The 19,150-nt window shown below is 64.2% G+C and carries 16 protein-coding genes and 1 tRNA gene; 5 read left to right on the top strand and 12 right to left on the bottom strand.

From position 1 onward, the window contains the following. Nucleotides 1-20 precede the first annotated feature (20 nt). Genes BLR85_RS13550 through BLR85_RS13540 form a run of 3 tightly spaced genes read left to right on the top strand, consistent with a single transcriptional unit; the run spans nt 21 to nt 3,617 of the window. Entirely contained in the window at nt 21-2,453 is a 2,433-nt protein-coding gene (locus BLR85_RS13550; RefSeq protein ID WP_093156812.1) for a ligase-associated DNA damage response DEXH box helicase, read from the top strand. A gap of 44 nt (nt 2,454-2,497) precedes the next feature. Next, complete coding sequence (pdeM, locus tag BLR85_RS13545) at nt 2,498-3,154, top strand: ligase-associated DNA damage response endonuclease PdeM (RefSeq protein ID WP_093156809.1); 657 nt, start codon at nt 2,498-2,500, stop codon at nt 3,152-3,154. Nucleotides 3,155-3,188: 34 nt separating this feature from the next. Next, nucleotides 3,189-3,617 (top strand): PaaI family thioesterase, encoded by a 429-nt coding sequence (locus BLR85_RS13540; protein WP_093156806.1) that lies wholly within the window; start codon nt 3,189-3,191, stop codon nt 3,615-3,617. Nucleotides 3,618-3,869: 252 nt separating this feature from the next. Here BLR85_RS13540 and folD read toward each other — a convergent pair whose 3' ends face one another. The 7 genes from folD to pal all read right to left on the bottom strand — a co-directional run bounded on the left by folD (nt 3,870) and on the right by pal (nt 12,440). Beyond that, nucleotides 3,870-4,763, bottom strand: coding sequence for a bifunctional methylenetetrahydrofolate dehydrogenase/methenyltetrahydrofolate cyclohydrolase FolD (gene folD / locus BLR85_RS13535; protein ID WP_093156803.1), 894 nt, complete (start codon nt 4,761-4,763; stop codon nt 3,870-3,872). A gap of 172 nt (nt 4,764-4,935) precedes the next feature. Beyond that, nucleotides 4,936-6,612, bottom strand: coding sequence for a formate--tetrahydrofolate ligase (locus BLR85_RS13530; protein ID WP_093156800.1), 1,677 nt, complete (start codon nt 6,610-6,612; stop codon nt 4,936-4,938). A 189-nt stretch (nt 6,613-6,801) separates the two neighbouring features. Further along, complete coding sequence (locus BLR85_RS13525) at nt 6,802-7,590, bottom strand: methyltransferase domain-containing protein (protein ID WP_093156798.1); 789 nt, start codon at nt 7,588-7,590, stop codon at nt 6,802-6,804. Between the two features lie 258 nt (nt 7,591-7,848). Beyond that, the gene (gene ftsH, locus BLR85_RS13520; protein ID WP_093156795.1) at nt 7,849-9,774 is read right to left on the bottom strand and encodes an ATP-dependent zinc metalloprotease FtsH; all 1,926 of its coding nucleotides are present in this window, start codon (nt 9,772-9,774) and stop codon (nt 7,849-7,851) included. Nucleotides 9,775-9,850: 76 nt separating this feature from the next. Continuing rightward, nucleotides 9,851-11,080, bottom strand: a complete 1,230-nt coding sequence (gene tilS / locus BLR85_RS13515) for a tRNA lysidine(34) synthetase TilS (protein WP_093156792.1) — start codon at nt 11,078-11,080, stop codon at nt 9,851-9,853. A 4-nt stretch (nt 11,081-11,084) separates the two neighbouring features. Next, nucleotides 11,085-11,915 (bottom strand): tol-pal system protein YbgF, encoded by an 831-nt coding sequence (gene ybgF, locus BLR85_RS13510; RefSeq protein WP_093156789.1) that lies wholly within the window; start codon nt 11,913-11,915, stop codon nt 11,085-11,087. Nucleotides 11,916-11,927: 12 nt separating this feature from the next. Then, nucleotides 11,928-12,440 carry a peptidoglycan-associated lipoprotein Pal gene (pal, locus tag BLR85_RS13505; RefSeq protein WP_093156786.1) on the bottom strand — a complete coding sequence of 171 codons (513 nt, stop codon included), beginning with the start codon at nt 12,438-12,440 and terminating at the stop codon, nt 11,928-11,930. A 187-nt stretch (nt 12,441-12,627) separates the two neighbouring features. Between pal and BLR85_RS13500 the strand changes: the two genes are divergently transcribed. Next, nucleotides 12,628-13,020 carry a hypothetical protein gene (locus BLR85_RS13500; RefSeq protein WP_139188390.1) on the top strand — a complete coding sequence of 131 codons (393 nt, stop codon included), beginning with the start codon at nt 12,628-12,630 and terminating at the stop codon, nt 13,018-13,020. An 18-nt stretch (nt 13,021-13,038) separates the two neighbouring features. Here BLR85_RS13500 and tolB read toward each other — a convergent pair whose 3' ends face one another. The 4 genes from tolB to tolQ are packed head-to-tail and all read right to left on the bottom strand — an operon-like array spanning nt 13,039 to nt 16,772. Continuing rightward, the gene (gene tolB, locus BLR85_RS13495; RefSeq protein ID WP_093156781.1) at nt 13,039-14,373 is read right to left on the bottom strand and encodes a Tol-Pal system beta propeller repeat protein TolB; all 1,335 of its coding nucleotides are present in this window, start codon (nt 14,371-14,373) and stop codon (nt 13,039-13,041) included. A 52-nt stretch (nt 14,374-14,425) separates the two neighbouring features. Further along, a complete protein-coding gene (locus tag BLR85_RS13490) occupies nt 14,426-15,598 on the bottom strand; it encodes a hypothetical protein (protein ID WP_244520724.1) in 1,173 nt (390 codons plus the stop codon). Then, nucleotides 15,591-16,073, bottom strand: coding sequence for a protein TolR (tolR, locus tag BLR85_RS13485; RefSeq protein WP_093156776.1), 483 nt, complete (start codon nt 16,071-16,073; stop codon nt 15,591-15,593). Before tolR ends, BLR85_RS13490 begins: the two co-directional genes overlap by 8 nt. 3 nt (nt 16,074-16,076) lie before the next feature. Further along, entirely contained in the window at nt 16,077-16,772 is a 696-nt protein-coding gene (tolQ, locus tag BLR85_RS13480; protein ID WP_093156773.1) for a protein TolQ, read from the bottom strand. 293 nt (nt 16,773-17,065) lie between these two features. On the opposite strand from tolQ, the gene BLR85_RS13475 reads away from it, so the two are divergent. Beyond that, nucleotides 17,066-17,142: transfer RNA gene (locus BLR85_RS13475), tRNA-Arg, on the top strand. 511 nt (nt 17,143-17,653) lie between these two features. Here the strand turns inward: BLR85_RS13475 and BLR85_RS13470 are convergent. Further along, nucleotides 17,654-19,093: an IS1182 family transposase gene (locus BLR85_RS13470; RefSeq protein WP_093151616.1), complete on the bottom strand. Its 1,440-nt coding sequence runs from the start codon at nt 19,091-19,093 to the stop codon at nt 17,654-17,656. Nucleotides 19,094-19,150 lie beyond the last annotated feature (57 nt).

The raw sequence follows: 19,150 nt of genomic DNA, 5'->3' as shown, positions 1-19,150 counted from the left end.
TCTGAAGCTAGGTTGTCCTCATGTCCACGCCGCTTCCTCCCATCTTTCACGAGTGGTTCTCCAGCCGCGGTTGGCAGATTCATCCGCATCAACAGGCCATGCTGGAGCATGCCGCGGCGCCCGCGCTTCTGCTCGTCGCACCAACCGGCGGCGGCAAGACGCTTGCAGGCTTCCTACCCAGCCTGGCAGAACTCTCCAACGGCGAACACGAAGGGCTGCACACGCTTTACATCTCGCCCCTCAAGGCGCTCGCGGCGGATATCAAGCGCAACCTCTCCACGCCAATCGGAGAAATGGGCCTGCCCATACGTGTCGAGGACCGCACCGGAGACACTTCGGCCACGCGCAAGAAGTGCCAGCGCGCCGACCCGCCGCATATCCTGCTGACCACGCCGGAATCGCTTGCATTGCTCACCTCTTACGAAGACGCACCACGCATGTTCGCCGGCTTGAGCCGGGTGATCATCGACGAGATCCACGCACTGGCGGAATCGAAACGCGGGGATCAACTGATGCTGTCGCTGGCGCGGCTTTCCACTCTTGCACCGCGACTGCGCCGCGTGGGCCTGTCGGCCACGGTGGATGATCCGCAGGCGATTGGCGCGCTGATGGCGCGGCATCCGGACCCGGTGGAGATCCTTCAGGCCGATCCGGGTCCTGCCCCCGATATTGCCATGCTAGAGACTGAGACGCCGCCGCCATGGGCCGGCGGCGGCGGGCGCTATGCGATTCCAGCCGTCCTCGAACAGGTCCGACAGCACCGCACCACCCTCATATTCCACAACACCCGCGCACAGGCGGAGATCTTCTTTCATCACCTGTGGCTTGCCAACGAGGAGGGGTTGCCCATCGGCATTCACCACGGCTCGCTTTCACGCGAGCAACGGGAAAAGGTCGAGGCGGCTATGGTCGAAGGACGGCTGCGCGCCATTGTCTGCACCGGTTCGCTCGATCTTGGGATCGACTGGGGCGACGTGGACCTCGTAATCCAGGTCGGCGCCCCCAAGAACGTCAAACGGCTGGTTCAGCGGATTGGGCGGGCCAATCACCGCTACAACGCGCCCTCCAAGGCGCTCCTGGTGCCCGCCAACCGCTTCGAGATCATTGAATGTCAGGCCGCGCTGGAAGCGGTCCGGGAACACGATCTGGACGGCGCTCCGCGGGGGGCTGGTCCGCGCGACGTGCTCTGCCAGCATATCCTGATCGCCGCTTGCGTGGGGCCGTTCTGGTCCGATGACCTTTTCGCCGAAATGACCACCTCGGGCGCCTATGCGGGCCTCTCGCGGGACGCTTTCGACGCATGCCTCGACTTCTGCGCCACCGGTGGCTACGCCCTGCGTGCCTATGATCGCTGGCAGCGCCTGAAGCAACGCCCGGACGGGCTCTGGCAACTTCGCGACCCGCGTGCGGCGCAGCGCATAAGGATGAATATCGGCACGATCCAGGACACGGACACCCTGAAGGTCCGCCTAAGGAACCGTGGCGGTGGCAAGCCCTTGGGCGAGGTGGAGGAGGCCTTCGCGGCCTCACTCACGCAGGGCGACACATTCCTGATCGGCGGCCAGATCGTCCGCTACGAGGGGCTTCGGGAAATGACGGTCGAGGTGACACGCCACGCAGCGCAGAAGCCGAAAGTGGCCGTCTTTGCCGGCACCAAGTTCGCCTCGACCACACGGCTGATGGATCGGATCCTTGCCATGCTACAGCAGCCGGACTGGCCGGACCTGCCCGCCCATACGCGTGACTGGCTGCGCCTTCAGAGCGAACTGTCCCACCTGCCGCAACGCAACCGGCTGCTGGTGGAGAGCTTTCCGCATGATGGGCGCGAACATGTCTGCGTGTACGGATTTGCCGGCAAGAATGCACAGCAGACGCTCGGCCTGCTGCTGACCCGGCGCATGGAGGATGCCGGTCTGCACCCGCTCGGCTTCGTCTCGACCGATTACGCCACCCTGATTTGGGGGCTGGAGCCGCTACGCGACGCCGCACCGCTCTTTGCACGCGAAACTTTGCAAGAAGGCCTGGAAACGTGGTTGGCCGGGAACGCCGTGATGAAGCGGACATTCCGGGCCTCGGCCACCATCGCCGGGCTGATCGAGCGCAACATGCCCTCGGCGCGCAAGAGCGGACGGCAGGCGACGTTCTCGTCCGACATACTCTATGACACGCTGCTGAAATACGAGCCCGACCACCTTTTGATGCAGATCACCCGCGAAGAGGCCTTGCGCGGGCTGGTCGATTTCGGGCGGATCGAGGAGATGATCGACCGGGTGGAGGGCCGGATCGACCATATTCGGCTGGAGCGGGTTACGCCTTTTGCGGCGCCATTGCTGCTGGAGGTCGGCAAAGTACCGGTCGTCGGTGCCGGTCGCGAGCGACTCGTGGCAGAGGAAGCGGCACGGTTGATGGAAGCGGCCGGGATCGGGGCGGCGGATCCCGGATCGCTGGCTTGAAACTCCGGCTTGCAATATCGCCCGGCGCAGGCGAAGAACACACCATGAACAAGCTGACGATTTCTTTCTGTGGTGCCTCACTCGAACCACGCCCGTCCGGTGCGCTCTGGTGGCCCGAGGCGCGGCTCCTCTGCGTCGCGGATCTCCACCTCGGCAAGGCAGAGCGAATGGCGCGGCGCGGCGGCGGGCTGCTGCCCCCCTATGAGTGCGCGGAGACGCTGGGGCGCCTCGATACCGAGATCGAGGCGCTTTCACCGGAAGTCGTCATCTGTCTCGGCGACAGTTTCGACGATGGGCCCGCCGCCGAAAGCCTGTCCGAGGCGCACTGTCTCTGGCTCGCGCGGCTGATGGCCGGTCGCGACTGGATCTGGATCGCCGGCAACCACGACCCGGCGCCGCTGTCGCTTTCGGGACGGCATCTTGGGGAGTTTGTCCTCGGTCCTCTGAGCTTTCGCCATATTGCGCAGGCGGACGGCCCGACCGGCGAGATTTCCGGCCATTTCCACCCCAAGGCCCGTGTGGGCGGGGTTCGGCGCCCCTGCTTCCTGGTGGATCGGCGGCGCATGATCCTGCCGGCATTCGGCGCCTATACCGGCGGAATGGACCTCTCCGCACCCGAGATTGCGGGCTTGATGCAGAGCAACGCGCGGGCAATCCTGACCGGGGCGACGCAGGCCGTCTTGCCGATGATCGCGGCTTGACGGGGCCGTGGGACACGAGGGAGATGTCACCGAGATGGAAAAGAAAATCCTATCGTCTTCGGAGATCGACCGAATTCGAACAAGCTTTGCCGCGCAGTCGCTGATGCGCACCTTCGGCGCGGAACTCGGCGAGATCGCCCCGGGCCGGGTGGAGATCACGGCGCCCATCCTGCCTGGATCACGCCAGCAGCATGGCTTCGCTCATGCCGGGTTGACCTTTTCGTTGGGCGACAGCGCGGCGGGCTATGCCGCTCTCTCCATGATGCCGGAAGGCGCCGAGGTCATGTCGGTCGAAGTCAAGATCAACCTTCTTGCCCCGGCCAAGGGCAGCCGCCTGATTGCTATCGGAAAGGTGGTCAAACCCGGGCGCAGGCTGGTCGTGGTCAGCGCGGAAGTCTTTGCGGAAGAAGCCGGCACCCGCAAGCTGGTCGCCCTGTTGCAGGGGACAATGATTCCGGTTTGAAGAGTGATCTTCCGACAGCGCTTTCGTCTGAACCGGCTCCAGTTCTGCCGTCCCGTCGAAGGCGGGAACGATCCTTTGGATCGTGCCTCCGGCGGGGATATTTCCAGAAAGACGAAGTTGCAAGGATTGCTCCATCTCCTTCTTCTGACAGAAAATATCCCGGGGGTTTGGGGGCAGCGCCCCCAATCTTCGTTCTCATCTCATGCTGGCCGCAGCCCGTTTCGCGGAAAGCAAGACACCATTGCATGGCAATCAGGCAGTGAGACCTTCCGGCTCCGGCAAGCCGTTCGCGCGGCAGCACGCCGTAACCGTGTTGGCCAGAAGACAGGCAATGGTCATCGGGCCGACGCCACCGGGCACCGGGGTGATGGCGCCGGCGACTTTCACGGCACTGTCAAAATCCACATCGCCGACGAGGCGGCTCTTGCCGTCTTCCTTCGGGATGCGGTTGATGCCCACGTCGATCACCGTCGCGCCCGTCTTGACCCAGCCGCCCGGGATCATCTTGGGGCGGCCAACGGCGGCCACGAGGATATCGGCACCACGGCAAACCCCGGCGAGATCCCTGGTACGCGAATGTGCGATGGTGACCGTACAGCTATCGCCCAGCAGGAGCTGCGCCATAGGCTTGCCAACGATGTTGGAGCGACCGACGACGACGGCGTTCAGCCCGGACAGCGAGCCGTGATGCTCGCGCAGCATCATCAGGCAGCCGAGCGGCGTGCAGGGGACCATGCTCTTCTGACCAGTGCCCAGCAGGCCGACATTGGAGATGTGGAAACCATCAACGTCCTTGGCCGGGTCGATCGCGTTGATCACGAGGTCCGAATTCATGTGTTCCGGCAGCGGCAGTTGCACGAGGATGCCGTGGATCATCGGATCGTTGTTCAACGCCTCGATGAGCTCCAGCAGATCTCCCTCGGAGGTCGTGTCGGGCAGCCGGTGCTCGACCGAGAGCATTCCGACTTCCCTGGTCTGCTTGCCCTTGTTGCGCACGTAGACCTGGCTGGCGGGATCCTCGCCCACCAGCACCACGGCCAGGCCAGGGGTGAGCCCATGTTCTTCCACCAGGCGGGCTACGTGGCCGGCCACTTTCTCGCGCACGCTGGCGGCAAAGGCCTTGCCGTCAATAATCTGAGCCGTCATCGGTTTCGTTCCTTCTGTCGGTCGCCCTCGGTCAGGGACAACAGAGCGGATATCCAATTCCTCCGGCATGGGCCAGATCGGATCATATTGGTTTGCTGTCTCCCGATGCGCCCGCGTCGCGGATACCCGAACCCCATGGCCGGCACCGGGCATGGGGCGGCGCTGTCCGGCCTCAGAAGAGCCCTTCGACCTCGCCGGCCTCGTTCAGCATGATCGCTTCGGCGGCCGGTGTTCGGGGCAGGCCCGGCATGGTCATGATCTCGCCGCAGATCACCACGATGAAACCGGCGCCGGCCGAGAGGCGGACTTCGCGGATCGGAACGCCATGCCCGGTCGGCGCGCCGCGCAGGTTCGGGTCGGTCGAGAAGCTGTATTGCGTCTTGGCCATACAAACCGGCAAGTGTCCGTAGCCCTGCTCTTCCCACTGGCGCAGCTGGTCGCGGATCTTCTTGTCGGCCAGCACTTCGTTGGCGTGATAGATCCGCTTGGCGATGGTCTCGATCTTCTCGAAAAGCGGCATCTCGTCATAATAAAGAGGCGCGAATTGCGACAGGCCGGAATCTGCGATCTGCGCCACGCGGGTGGCCAGTTTCTCGGTGCCCTCGGAGCCAAGCTCCCAGTGGCGACAGAGGATCGCCTCCGCGCCCTGCACCTCGACAAAGGCCTCCACGGCGGCCACCTCGGCCGCGGTATCCGAGACGAAATGGTTGATCGCGACCACGACGGGCACGCCGAAACTCTTCACATTGGCGATATGGCGGCCGAGATTCGGGCAGCCGCTGCGAACAGCCGCCACGTCTTCCGATCCGAGATCCTTCTTGGCAACGCCGCCATTCATCTTGAGCGCGCGGATTGTGGCGACGATCACCACGACGTCGGGTGCGATCCCGGCCTTGCGGCATTTGATGTTCATGAATTTCTCGGCACCGAGATCAGCGCCGAATCCGGCCTCGGTCACCACGTAATCGGCCAGCTTCAGCGCCGTTTTCGTGGCGATGACCGAGTTGCAGCCATGGGCGATATTGGCGAAGGGGCCGCCATGGACGAAGGCCGGGTTGTTCTCCAGCGTCTGAACGAGGTTGGGCTGCATCGCGTCCTTGAGCAGCACCGTCATTGCGCCGTCCGCCTTAAGGTCGCGGGCATAGATTGGCTCCCGCGTGCGGGTATAGGCAACGATGATGTCGCCGAGGCGTTTTTGCAGATCCGCCAGATCGTTGGCGAGGCACAGGCAGGCCATGACCTCGGAGGCAACGGTAATGTCGAAACCGGTCTGACGGGGGAAGCCATTGGCCACGCCGCCGAGCGAGGTCACCATGTCGCGCAGCGCGCGGTCGTTCATGTCAACCACCCGGCGCCAGGTAACGCGGCGTTCGTCGATGCCAAGCTCGTTGCCCCAGTAGATGTGGTTGTCGATCAGCGCCGAGAGCAGGTTATGCGCCGAGGTGACGGCGTGGAAATCGCCGGTGAAATGGAGGTTCATCTCCTCCATCGGCACGACCTGTGCGTAGCCGCCGCCGGCAGCCCCGCCCTTCATGCCGAAACAGGGTCCGAGCGAGGCTTCGCGGATGCAGATCGCGGCTTTCTTGCCGATGCGGTTCAGGCCGTCGCCGAGCCCCACGGTGGTGGTCGTCTTGCCCTCGCCGGCCGGGGTCGGGTTGATGGCGGTCACGAGGATGAGCTTGCCGTCTTCACGGTCCTTCAGCGATTCGATGAAGTCCTGGCCGACCTTGGCCTTGTCATGGCCGTAGGGCAGCAGGCTTTCGGACGGGATGCCGAGCTTTGCGCCGATCTCCTGGATCGGTTTCTTCCTTGCCTCCCGGGCGATCTCGATATCGGATTTGAAGCTCACGCTGTGTCCTCCCAGAATTTGCATGCGGGTCCCTAGAACGCTCTTAGCCTTGCGTGACCTGCTCCGAGCGGGGGATTGCGACATTTCCACCGTCGCGAGCGTCGTTCGGCGGGCGAGGTTTTCCGATCGGAGACGCAGCTATAGGAGCGTGCCCGTCCGATTGCACTGCAAAAAAGGTCCTCAACCGGTCTACGATTCGGGACCTTGGCGCAGAAGGGTCAGGAACAACCGCCGGAACGGGTACAGGACGGAACCGTCAGGCGCCCTCGGGTAGAGATCGGCCAAACGCGCGTCCACCACATGCAGGTATTGCGCCGCTTCGGTCTCCGACAGCTTCTCGAGGATGGGACGCGCCGCGGTGGATTGCGAGAAGAGCCGCACCGGGTGGCCGACGGAGGACGGGTCCAGTCGCTGGAAATAGGTCGTCTCCCAGAGCGACAGAGTGCCGAGCGGGCTCAGCAGCAGCGCGTATTCCTCCGGGTTGGCGACCGGCGCCTGCCAGCTGGAAAAATCGAAACGGTCCGGGAAGAGCTCCTGCGCGAGGGCACGCAGCGCCTGCTGCGCCGGGGCGTGGTGCTGGCGGGGCATCTGGACGGCGAGCACGCCGCCGGGCGCGAGCGCGTCGAAGAGGCGTGGCAGAAGGTAGCCATGCTCTGAAACCCATTGAAGGGCTGCGTTGGAGTAGATCAGGGCGGGGCGCCGATCGGGTGTCCAACCGCCGATATCCGCGCGTTCCAGCCGGTCATAGGCCGGAACGCGGCGGGCCTTTTCGAGCATCGCGTCCGACAGGTCGACTCCCACGAGGCGGTGGCCCTGGAAGCGGCTGGCCAGCGCAGGGCCAACCGTACCGGCCCCGCAGCCGAGGTCGATGATGTCGCCATTTGGCAGGGAGGGAATGGCGGAAAGCAGGTCCAAGGCGGGCCGCAGGCGCAGGTCGTTGAAGGCGAGATAGCTCTCCGGGTTCCAATCCTTGGTCATGCGGCCGTTCCTTCCATCTGTGATCGGGAGCCTATCCCCGCATCGGGTCGGGAAAAAGGCCTGTCTTCGCGGAAGATTGGGGCGATGCCGGTGACAGCGGGAGCAGGAACAATCCTACGGATTGTGCCTCCGGCGGGGAAATTTTCAGGAAAGAGGAAGGAGGGCGGAGAGGTCTGGCGTTGGAAACGCGCGACGCGAAAACAAAACGCCCGGCGGGCTGCGGGAGCCTGCCGGGCGTCGAATGTCATCGGACCTGGATCAAGCCGTCGGATCGGGTTCCATATCCGGGTCGGCTTCCGGCTTGGACGGCTTGGGCTTGGTCTTCGGGATCGCCGTCAGCGAGGGCGCGTTGCCGCTGCCGGTGGAGGTATCGTCGTCATCGCCACGGTTCAGCGGCTCGCCGGCGATGACCTTGCCAATCTCGGGGCCTGTCAGCGTTTCGTACTCGAGCAGGCCTTGCGCGAGGTTTTCGAGATCCTGTGCCTTTTCGGTCAGGATGCGCTTGGCGGTCTCGTAGCCCTCATCGACCAGCCGGCGGACCTCCTCGTCAATGCGCTCCTGCGTGTCGGGCGAGGCATTGGCCGCGGCCTGGTAATTGCCGAGGTAGCTCTGCTGCTCATTGGCATAGTCGATATTGCCGAGCTCGTCGGACATGCCAAACTGCGTGACCATCGCGCGGGCGATCTTGGACACCTGCTGGATGTCGGAGGCCGCGCCAGAGGTGACGTTTTCCTTGCCGAAGATCAGTTCCTCGGCCACCTTGCCGCCCATCGCCATGGCGATCTTGGACTTGTACTTGGTGAAAGTCACCGAGAGCTGGTCGCGCTCGGGCAGCGACAGAACGAGGCCAAGCGCGCGGCCACGCGGGATGATCGTCGCCTTGTGGATCGGGTCATGCTGCGGGACGTTGAGGCCGACGACGGCGTGACCGGCCTCGTGATAGGCGGTCAGCTTTTTCTCATCCTCGGTCATGACCATGGAGCGGCGTTCCGCACCCATCATGACCTTGTCCTTGGCGTTCTCAAAATCTTCCATCGTCACGAAACGGCGGCCGATGCGGGCAGCCGTGAGCGCGGCTTCGTTCACGAGGTTGGCGAGGTCCGCGCCGGAGAAGCCCGGAGTGCCGCGGGCGATGATGCGAAGGTCCACATCGGGCCCAAGCGGCACCTTGCGGGCGTGGACGCCGAGAATCTTCTCGCGGCCCTTGATGTCCGGGTTGGGCACCTGCACCTGACGGTCGAAACGGCCGGGGCGCAAAAGTGCGGGGTCGAGCACGTCGGGGCGGTTGGTGGCCGCGACGATAATGATACCCTCGTTGGCCTCGAAGCCGTCCATCTCGACCAGGAGCTGGTTCAACGTCTGCTCGCGCTCGTCATTGCCGCCGCCATAGCCGACGCCACGGGAGCGGCCCACGGCGTCGATCTCATCGATGAAGACGATGCAGGGGGCGTTCTTCTTGGCCTGTTCGAACATGTCGCGGACACGGGACGCGCCGACGCCGACGAACATTTCCACGAAATCGGAACCGGAAATGGTGAAGAAGGGTACGCCCGCCTCGCCAGCGATGGCGCGCGCCAGAAGCGTCTTACCGGTGCCCGGCGGGCCGACAAGCAGCGCGCCTTTCGGGATCTTGCCGCCGAGGCGGGAGAATTTCTGCGGGTTGCGGAGGAATTCGACGATCTCCTCGAGCTCTTCCTTGGCCTCGTCGATACCGGCGACATCGTCAAAGGTCACCCGGCCGGACTTCTCCGTCAGCAGTTTCGCCTTGGACTTGCCGAAGCCCATCGCGCCGCCACGTCCGCCGCCCTGCATGCGGTTCATCAGGAAGATCCAGATACCGATCAGGATGATGAAGGGCAAAAGCGTGCCAAGATAGGCCAGAAGCCCGTTCTGCTGCTGCGCTTCCGCCGTCACCTCGACCCCGGCATCGATCAACCGGTCGGTCACATCGGTGCCCTCGGGCAGGACGGAGGAATACATGTTGCCATCGGTGCCGCGAATACGAAGGCGCTCGCCATCGATCGTGACCGACGAGACCGTTCCGTCTTCCACCTGCTGGATGAAATCGGAATAGCTGAGCGTGCGTGTGGCCATGGTGGACTGGCCGCCGCTGAACAGGTTGAACAAGGCCAGGATCAGCAGGAACAGCACGATCCAGAAAGCAAAATTACGGGCATTTCCCACGGGGGTGAATCTCCTCAATAGCCGCGCGCGGTGGCACCGACCGGTTCCCTCTAAGATAGTGGATCATGCGCGAGGTTCAACGCGATAACAGGGACTGAATGAAATCCGTTCGTTTCTGCACGCTTACCGCCTGCCAACCCTCTCCGATCCCGGCAAGCGGCGCCGCGATCAGCTCTCCGCCGCGCCAGATCGCGGGCGAGGCCATCAGGCTGGTGCGGGGAATGTTGCTATCGCGGGTCTCGGGCAGCCGGCCAAGGGCGGCCTTGCCCATCACGCGGACCACGTCACCGGGTTCCGCCGGGCCGGTCAGGCGGAAGCGTCGATCCCAGATCTCGCCCGGCGCAGCAGTCACATTCTCCAGCGCGGCGGCCTCGCGGGCAATACGGATCATGCCACCGCGAGTGGTGACCCGGCAGCCATACAAGACGCCGTCTCCGGCCGCGGCCAGTTCGGAGAGCGGTTGGAAACGTGGCCGGTATTCCTGCCCCGACAGGGAGCTGAGGGCCGAGGCCAGAAAGCGGTGCCTAGTGTCGCGCGGCGCCGCGCGAAACACGGCTTCGGGCAACAGCACATCTCCGCAATGAAGCTCGATCTTCTCGGCCAGGGTCGCCATGCGATCCTGCAGGACCTCCTCGGCATCGCGCATGCGGCCGGCCATGTCGAGCAGGCGCTGCCGGGTAAGCCCTAGCGGCTCAAGCTCGGTGAGGATCTGGCGGATTCGGACACGCGCATAGCGAATATCCTCGTTCGACGGATCCTCGACCCAGGCCTGTCCGAGCTCTTCGAGATACTCCCGCAAGCCGGCCCGGGACACCCCCAGAAGGGGACGAACGAACCGCATCCCGTAGCGGGAGAACTCCTGCGGCATTCCGCACAGGCCGTCCACACCCGATCCGCGCATCAGGTTCATCATCAGGGTTTCGGCCTGATCATCGGCCGTGTGCCCGATCATGACCACCGCGATACCTTCGTCCTGCGCCCAATCCGCCAGAAGCCGATAGCGTGCCGTGCGCGCCTCGGCCTGAAGGTTTCCGGTCGGATCCCGGTCCGTCCAGCGCAGGGTTTCATGCGGGATCCCAAGGGAGGCCGACTGTTTGGCCACGAACTCGGCCTCGTCCGCCGCCGCGTCCCGCAGGCCATGATTGACCGTGACGGCCGCGAGGCCCACGCCTTCCGGCTTCGCAATGGTGTGCATGTAGCGCAGTAGCGCCATCGAATCGCCACCGCCCGAGACCGCGATCCCGATGCGCCGGACGGTTCGTCCCGCCAGGATATCCCGAAGTGGCAGCGCGCCCTTCATTTCCATCAAGTCACAGGCACCCCAGGTTGATGCGCGATGTTTCCGCCTCGCTGGCCGCTTCGCCACCGGGGAAACGGGTACCGACCTCGCCCAGGGTGATGCAGGCCTCGTTGGTCTGGCCCAGATCGCCGAGGCTTTGGCCGAGACGCAGCAGCGCCATCGGTGCCTGCTCGCCATCGGGATCAGCCGAGAAGGCGTTCAGGTAAGCCCGCGCGGCCGGGGCGGTTTCGCCCAGCTGGCTGAGCGCATCGCCCTGGTGGAAATGCGCGGGCCCCGTCAGGGGACCGGCCGGATAGGCCTCGGTAAAGGCGGCGAAAAGATCGGCGGCGCTCCGGAAGGAACCATTGTCCAACTCGCCCTTGGCGCGGTCGAAATCGGCCCGCTCGCCCACGGCAAGCTGGGGCGCGCTGGTGTTGTTGGTGCTTTCCACCGGTGGCAGGCGCGGCGCCTGCGGCAGCGCCCCACCGCCAAGAACGGACGTTTCGCCAAGCTTGGAGAGGTCACAGGACGGAGTGATCTCACAAAGACGGAACTCGATATCTCCAATCCGGTTGGTGCCATCCTTGACGATGGAATTGATGCGGAACTCCAGCTCCTCGGACTTGGCGGTGAGGCGCTGCAACTCGCTCTCGATCACGTTCACCCGGTCGAGAATCGAGGCCGATTGCTGCAGGGTCTGCGCGCCGCCGGTAGTCGACAGCTCGCGGGTAAGCTGCTGCAATTCGACGTGAAGCACCGAGAGCTCCTGTCTTATATCCGCAAGCGTCTGCGAATTGTCCTGCGCCGCCAAAGGCAGCGGCAAGAGAAACGCGGCAAGCGTTGCAATGGTCGTCAGACGCATAAGTCAGGCTCCTCAGCTGCCGGCAGCCGCCTGCAGAACGGTCACCGCACGGCGGTTCTTGGCATAACAGGCTTCCTCGGAACAGATCTCCAAGGGGCGCTCCTTGCCATAGGAAACGGTGTTCAGCCGGGTTCCGGCGACACCGCGCGAGATAAGATATTCCTGCACCGAATTCGCACGGCGCGCGCCGAGCGCGAGGTTGTATTCGCGCGTGCCCTGCTCGTCGGCATGACCTTCGATCTGGGCGTTAAAGGCAGTGTTGGTGTTCATCCACGCGGCCTGGGCATCTAGCGTACTGCGCGCCACGTCGGTCAGTGTCGACTGGTCCACCGGGAACAGGACACGGTCGCCGACGGCCGCCTGGAAATAGGCCGGGGAATTGGGATTGCTGGCATCACCCGCGCCGTATCCGCCGCCGGCGCCGGCCCCATAGTCGGAGCCACCTCCGAAGCGGCTGTTGTTGGAACAGGCGGCAAGGCCCATTACCCCGATCAGAACGAGTGTCTTGACTGCACGATGGGCCATTCTTGTGTGCTCCTTGGCTGGCATTTGCCCCGCTCCCTTCTATCACCCCGATAACGCCATGAAAACGCCTCGCGGGCTTGGTAACCATTTCTTCGTGGTTTTTTGCCTAGGCTCGCCCGCCATCGCCGGGACGCGGCCGGGGCGGGCAAGCCATGAAGATATCTCGACGGTTTCAGGAGGTCGGAAAGTGAACAGGGCAACAAGCAGAATCTGGTTTCGTCGCACAGGTTCGGTGATCCTGGTTTTCTGGGCGATTGCGTTCTTTGGTTCTTTCGTGGTCTTCGCGATCACCCCATCAACGGATATGGGCTTCACCACCGGTGTGAACCGTGTCCTCGCTTTCCTCGGCTGGCAGGCCGCGGCCGGCACATTCGCGCTTGTCGGCTGGGTCGTGCGGGCCAGTTTGCGCCCGGGCTCCACCCTGCGAAAAATGCTGCTGCTGCCGGTCGGGCTGCTCGGCGTGCTCGTCGCAGGGGTCGCGGCGCTGGTTTTCTGGGCCAGCAGCCAGGCGCCCGTAGAGTTACAGGCCACCCTCGCCCCCACCGAGCCACCGACGGAACAAACCGCGGCACTGGAATAACCTCGCACCCGATCCTTTCTACGGCAACAACGGAGACCAGGCCGGGTCCGACGCCGCGCCAGGCGTGGGCACGCGACGCAGGTTGCGCCCGGTAATGTCCACCGAGTAGAGCGACGGCTGGCCACCGGCGCCCGCGCTCTGCCGGGTGAACATGATGACCCGGCCATTGGGCGACCATGTCGGCCCCTCGTCGAGGAAGGACGCGGTCAGCAGCCGCTCCTCGGAGCCATCCGTCCGCATCACGCCGATATGGAACCGGCCGCCATGTTGCTTGGTAAAGGCGATCAGGTCACCGCGCGGCGACCAGACGGGCGTTCCGTAACGCCCCTCGCCAAAGGAGATTCGCCGCGCCTCACCACCACGTGCCGACATGATGTAGAGCTGTTGCATTCCCGAACGGTCGCTCTCGAAGACGATCTGGGAGCCGTCGGGCGAATAGCTCGGCGCCGTCTCGATGGAGGGCGTGTTGGTCAGCTTGGACGCACTGCCACCGATAGAGGTGACGAAGATGTCCGTATTGCCGCCCCGGCTCTCCGAATAGACCACGGTGTTGCCATCAGGGCCGAAACGGGGCGCAAAGGTCATGGCGCCCTGCGCTTCGATCAGCTTCTGCGGACGCAGCGCGCCGACCTGCATCATGTAGATCTCCGGCACGCCGGAGGAGTAGGAGGTGTAGAGCACCCGGTCACCCGTGGGCGAGAAGCGCGGCGCCAGCACGATGGAGGAACTGTCGGTCAGGTACTGCACGTTCGCGCCGTCATAATCCATGACCCCGAGCCGCTTTTGACGGGCGTTCTTCGGCCCCTCTTCATGGACGAAGACCACGCGGCTGTCGAAATAGGCCCCCTCGCCCGTGATGCGGGAATAGACCTGGTCGGCCACTTTGTGCGCCAGTCGCCGCGCGGCGCTGGAGGCGCCGCCGAGTTGCAGCCCCTCGCCCAGCTCGTTATCGGCGAAGACGTCGTGAAGGCGGAATTTCACGTTGGTCCGCCCGCTGCCATCGACCGATACGGCACCGGTGATCAGCGCCTGAACGTTGATCGCCTTCCAGTCGGGATAGGAGACGGGGGAAGAGAAACTGGTGATACGCGCAATATGGGAACTTGCCGGAACCTCCCGGAAGAGGCCGGTGCCGACGAGATCGGCAGCGATCACACGGGTGATGTCATTCGCCAGCTGTGCCGCCTGCGGCGTCTCGGCCTCGAAGGTGGGAATGGCAAAGGGCAGCGGCTCAATCACCCCTTCGGTGATCTCGATACGCAGACGGTCCTGCGCTGCGGCCGGAAGGGCCAGCGGCAGGAGGGCGGCCACAGCCATGACGGCGGCTTTTGCAAGGGAACGCAGGAACATCATCCAATCCTCATTTTCACGGGTTTGAAATTCATATCGATCAGGCCACGCATGTTTACCGGACCCTCATATAGTCTGGATTGAAAACCACTTCGACCTCGCGCCACTGGTCGTACTTCTCCGGCGGTAGACCGTATCCGCTCACACCGCAACGGATGATCGCGCGGCGAGCGGCCTCGAAAGCCTGGTTCGCGGCGGCAGCCGAACCGCCTTCGGAGTCCAGCATCCGGATCGTACCGGAAACAGGACGGGCCGTCTGGTCCATCTCGAAATAGACCGTGATGGTCGTGCGCAGTGCGTCCGTGGAGAGCGAACCCACATTCCAGCAACGCTGCACGCCCAGCCGCAGCGCATCCTTTTCCCCCGCACTAAGTGGCGGGCCGGTGCGCGCCGTGCCCTGCCCCGCGGCCTCGGCGGGCGCGCTGGCGGTGGCTTCGGCCACCGCGCCGGCGATGGCATCGGCCAGCGGGTCCCGGGCAGGCTCCGGCTCTGCCGCCGGAGCGGGAGCTGGCGGCGTGGGGCGATCGGGGCGGCGCAACGGGCGCGGCGCTCCCGGCGGCGCAAGCTCGGACTGCGCGGTGCCGCCAGCCTCATCGGTCGCCTCGGTCTCGATCACGGTGCCGGCTTCCTCCGGAGCGGTGGTCTCCTCGGGCGCCTCGGGAACCGGCGGCGCTTCGGGAGCCTGCTCACGGCGCGCCGCCTGCTGGACCTGCTCGGCAACATTGGCATCGGGCTCGGGACGTTCGACCGGGCGCGGCGCGACGCGCGGCGCGGCATCGGGGGCCGGCGGGTTTTCCGGCGCAAGCACGGGCGAGGCCCCTTCCGGCGTGTCGGGAGCGACCGGGGCGGGCGGGGCGACGGGGCTCAGTTCCGCGCGCGGGGTCTCGAAAGCCTCCTCAACCTGCGGCTCGGTTTCCGGCTGCACCTCCTCAACAGCTTCCGGTGGCGTGGCCTGTTCCGGCGCGGCCTCGGGAACCGGCGTCTCCAGCTGTTCGGCCTGTTCGGGCTGCGCGGGCGTCTCGGGCGCGGCGGAAACCGCCGGCGCCTGGCTGCCCGCCGCCAGCATCGCTGCGAATTGCTCACCCGTGATCAGCGTGACCTCGGACACTTCCAGCGGCTGGTCACGATCGAACGAAAACAGCCCGCCGATCGCCATCCACAGGAGCAGCCCGATATGAGCCAGGCCGGAGATCTTGACCCCGGTATTCATGTGCGGCCAGCTAGCCATCCCTGCCGTCGAGTGTCGGGCCGCCGGTATCGGTCACCAGACCGATATTCGAGAAGCCACCCGCATTGAGCGCGCCCATAACCTGCATGACCCGCTCATAGGGGATCGCGCCATCCGCGCGCAGGAACACCTTGTCATCGGCCCGCTCGACCGCGATGCCGCGCAGGCGCGTTACCAGCTCGTTTTCAGGCACCTCGGTGGTCATGATGGTCACGCGCCCATCCGCCGTGAGCGAGACGACCAGCGGCTCCTCCTGCTCCGTCGGCAGCGCCTCGGCTGCCGTCTTGGGCAACTCGACCGGCACGCCGACCGTCAGCAACGGCGCGGCGACCATGAAAATGATCAGCAACACCAGCATGACGTCGACAAAGGGCGTCACGTTGATTTCGGACATGGCGGCAGGGTGACGTCCCGCCCGGCGCCGCCGGCGCGTGCCTCCGCCCTCGTCTGCCTGTTTGACGACTCCCGCGCCCATGGCTCAGGAATCCAGTTGGCGCGAGAGAATCGTGGCGAACTCGTCCGCAAAGCTCTCGTAGCGGCCAATGATCCGGTCGCTGTCGGAATTGAGCTTGTTGTAGAAGATCACCGCCGGAATCGCCGCCAGAAGGCCGAGCGCGGTCGCGACCAGCGCCTCTGAGATACCGGGAGCAACCACGGCCAGGTTGGTATTCTGCGCCATGGCGATTTCCTCGAAGGCGTGCTTGATACCCCAGACGGTACCGAACAGCCCGACAAATGGTGCAGTGGAACCGGTCGTGGCAAGGAAGCCCAGCCCGCGGTTGAGGTCCTCGGCCTCCTTGGCGATGGCAACATCCATGGAACGGTCGATCCGCGCTTGCGCGCCCGCGATCAACCCGCCATCCTCGCGATGCGAGCGCCGCCACTCGATCATGCCGGCGGAGAAGATGCGCTGCGACGCCCCCTTGGGATCGCTACCCACCTGGTCGAACAGCTCGTCCAGCGGCTCGCCCGACCAGAATTGCTCGTCGAACCCCTCCACTTCGCGGCGGGCCAGCCGATAGGTGACGTGCTTCTGGATGATGATCGCCCAGGCCCAGAAGGAGGCTCCGATCAGCATCATCATCACGATTTTTACGGTGAAGGTTGCGCGCGCGAAAAGCGCCCACAGGGAGAAATCTATCTCCTGCGCCATCGAAAGGGTCGAGGGATCCATGCTGTCTGCTCGTGTTGCTACCGTTCTGACGACGGTGTTGATTGCCGAAAACCTATACTGTTTGAAGGGGAAATGCCAACACGAAGCCGCGAGGCGACGTAGGAAAGGCCAGTTTTTCTTCGTCGCGGCGGCAATCCGCCGCCGATGTACCCTTCACCAGCCGTTTTTCGCCCGATCCTGACGTGGAGACGCGCCGCTTCAGGGCGAGCGGGGCGGCGAAAAGGGCTTTGCGTCCGCCATGGGAAGCCATTAGACACGGGCTCGGGCGGCGGTTCGGCCGTTCCGCCCGACGCGGCCCCGTGGCTCAACTGGATAGAGCAATCCCCTCCTAAGGGATAGGTTACAGGTTCAAGTCCTGTCGGGGTCGCCACGAAACTCCATTAAATTTTTGTTTTTTTTCGCAATTCCGGGCCATCCGGGCGTTCGCCCCCAGTGGCTCCCCACTCGCGCTCGGAACCGACAAGAAACCGGCCCGATTTGTCGCAGGCTGAATCGCGAGACAGACGAAGGACAGGAGCCAGCGGCCGCAGAGCCGGTCTCGGGCGCTGACCTGCAATCCTTGAATCGCAGATACACGCAAAGGCTGGGGCGCATTGATTCCTGGTTCAAGGCCCTGAAAATCCAAGCCCCCCCCTCTACCCGTATTAAGTTGAAGCGTCAGCCTTGCCGACTTTGGAGACATCGGAAGGAAATACTCAGATGTCTCCTCCGAGCCGAGGCTGTGTGGAAACTCTGTTTGAGGCGTCCTGCAAATGCAGTTCCGATGGTTTCCGGCGTATTTTTCCATTTCCGGTCCAAGTGCTATTTCTGAACGGCTGCGGAGGCGCCAGAAGCGGCCTCCGTTGCGTTAGACGCTGGCAATCTGAAGATCGTGCCCCGGTTCAGGCCGGAATGGCGGCAAGAAGCCCACGCACACCGATCAGGTTGATCATCCGCTTGATGTTGTAGGCGAGGACATGGAATGCCATCTCGGTGCGGACATTCTTGAGCTTGCGCATCCGGAAGTGCGTCGCACCCATCCAGGCTTTGATTGTGCCGAATGGGTGCTCGACGGTTGAGCGACGTAGCGCCATCAATGTCGGGTCTCGGCTCATGCGGTCGCGCATCTCGTCGACCAGGTGCTCATGCTCCCATCGGGTGATCCGGCGCTCTTTTCCTGTGGTGCAGCGCGCCTTGACTGGGCAGGTCTGACAGACGTTGGCCCGGTAGCGCCGCACCATCAGGCCGCCTTCCTCGGTCGTGTAACGGCGTGTCAGCGTCTCGCCTGCCGGGCAGCGGTAGACATCCGCATCCGCGTCATAGGCAAAGTCGGCCTTCACATACATGCCCTTCTTACGGTTGCCCGAGGTCTCGGGGCGCGGGAGGGTCGTAGTGATGCCAGCCTCGTGACAGGTCAAGATTTCACGGCCGCTGAAGTAGCCTTTATCGGCGACTGCGCTCATCTCCTCGCATCCGAGCGCGGTCTTCGCGCCCTTGGCCATCGGCGAGAGCTGCTCGCGGTCATGCCCGGTATTGATCACATCATGCGTGACGATCAAATGGGTCTCTGAATCCACCGCGGCCTGCGCATTGTAGCCCACAAAACCGCTCCCCTTGGCGCTGGTGGCCATGGACCGGCTATCCGGGTCGGTCAGGGATATCTGGCTTTCCGGGCTCTCCCTGAGCGCCTGGCCGATATCCACCAAGCGCTCGATCTCCTGACGGATGCGCTCGCAGCGTCGCGCCAGATTGGCAATCTTCTCAGCCCGGACCTCACCCTCCTCCTGACGGTCGATCCGGACCATTTCATCAAGGTAGCGTTCAATGCTCGCTACAAGGTGAGCGGTGCGGCTGGCGATCTTGCCCTTGGTGAAGTTCTTGTCGCGGTTGTTCACGGCCTTGAACTTGCTGCCATCAATGGCAACGCAATCCCCTTTCAGCACCCCGATCCGCCGGCAGAACTCCACGAACTGCGCGCAGGTCTTGCCGATGGCCGGACCGTTGTCGCGCCGAAAATCCGCGATCGTCTTGTGGTCCGGGACGAGCCGGCCCGTCAGCCACATCACCTCGACATTACGCAGAGCCTCCCGCTCCAGAGCGCGGCTCGAAGGGACGCGGTTCAAATAGCCGTAGATGAATAGCTTCAGCAGGACCGATGGGTGATAGCCGGGCCGTCCCGTTGGCGCCGGCGCCGTCCGCAGAAATCCAAGTTCCCCAAGATTGATCTCGTCCACGAAGAGGTCAATCACGCGGACCGGACTGTCCTCGTCGATCCAGTCTTCCAAACGGTTCGGAAAAAGCGTCGCCTGACTTCGGTCCGTCCCCTCGATATACCCCGACATGCCTGCCTCCGGTCTTTGCCGAAAAGCATACCGCATTTGGAGTTTTCACACACCCTC

It is taken from the genome of Aliiruegeria lutimaris (assembly GCF_900099935.1).
In the GTDB taxonomy this organism is placed as follows: Bacteria; Pseudomonadota; Alphaproteobacteria; order Rhodobacterales; family Rhodobacteraceae; genus Tropicimonas; species Tropicimonas lutimaris.
The sequence above is the reverse complement of the archived record's forward strand: the minus strand, read 5'-3'. Positions and strand labels throughout refer to the sequence as shown.